Origin of the sequence: Acinetobacter sp. COS3, assembly GCF_000475335.1 — a bacterium.
GTDB classification, from domain to species: domain Bacteria; phylum Pseudomonadota; class Gammaproteobacteria; order Pseudomonadales; family Moraxellaceae; genus Acinetobacter; species Acinetobacter venetianus.
Genome location: NZ_AXCD01000052.1, coordinates 1 through 629 on the forward strand (window position 1 = coordinate 1; position 629 = coordinate 629).

Annotated in this window: 1 pseudogene and 1 other annotated feature; the pseudogene reads right to left on the bottom strand. The window is 41.8% G+C overall.

Annotation, left to right across the window (positions count from 1 at the left end):
- A pseudogene (locus tag IO68_RS33735) lies at positions 1-579 on the bottom strand (IS3 family transposase); the annotation flags it as partial.
- Positions 188-304 (bottom strand) — a sequence feature (AL1L pseudoknot). (Overlaps the previous pseudogene by 117 nt.)
- Positions 580-629: the final 50 nt, after the last annotated feature.

The following is a 629-nucleotide window of genomic DNA, read 5'->3' on the forward strand; positions in this document are numbered from 1 at the left end:
CAACCGTACAGCGTGCAACAATATAGCCTTCACGTTTCAATTGTTGCCAAACTTTACGTACACCATATCGACCCGAACTTTCTTTCCAAATTCGTTTAATTTGTTCAGCATGATGCACGTCATGTAAATCGCGTTTTGAGCGCTTTTCTGGGTTCTCGGTCAGATCCAGCTGTCGGTAATAGGTCGATGGTGCAATCGGTAAAATTTTACAGATTGCCTCAACACCATATAGGTCTTTATTGTTATGGATGAAATCCACCATTATTTGTGTGGGCGGTCGAGCTCCGCCTGCGCGAAAAAAGCGGCTGCTTTACGTAGAATTTCGTTAGCGCGTTGCAGTTCTTTATTTTCACGTTCCAGTTGTTTTATACGTTCTTGATCTGAAAGATGCTGTACTTTAACTGGATTTTGTTGATCCAAATATTTTTGATGCCAAACACGCAGTGTTTCAGGGGTACAACCTATCTTGGGAGCAATAGCAGTGATTGCAGCCCAATTCGATGGATAATCTTTTTCGGATTCAATAACAAGTTGAACCGCTCTTTCTCTGATTTCAGGGGTGTAGTTTGATTTTTTCATCGGAGTAGTTTCTCAGAATGTTGAGTCTCCGACAAACATGGTACGGTTCA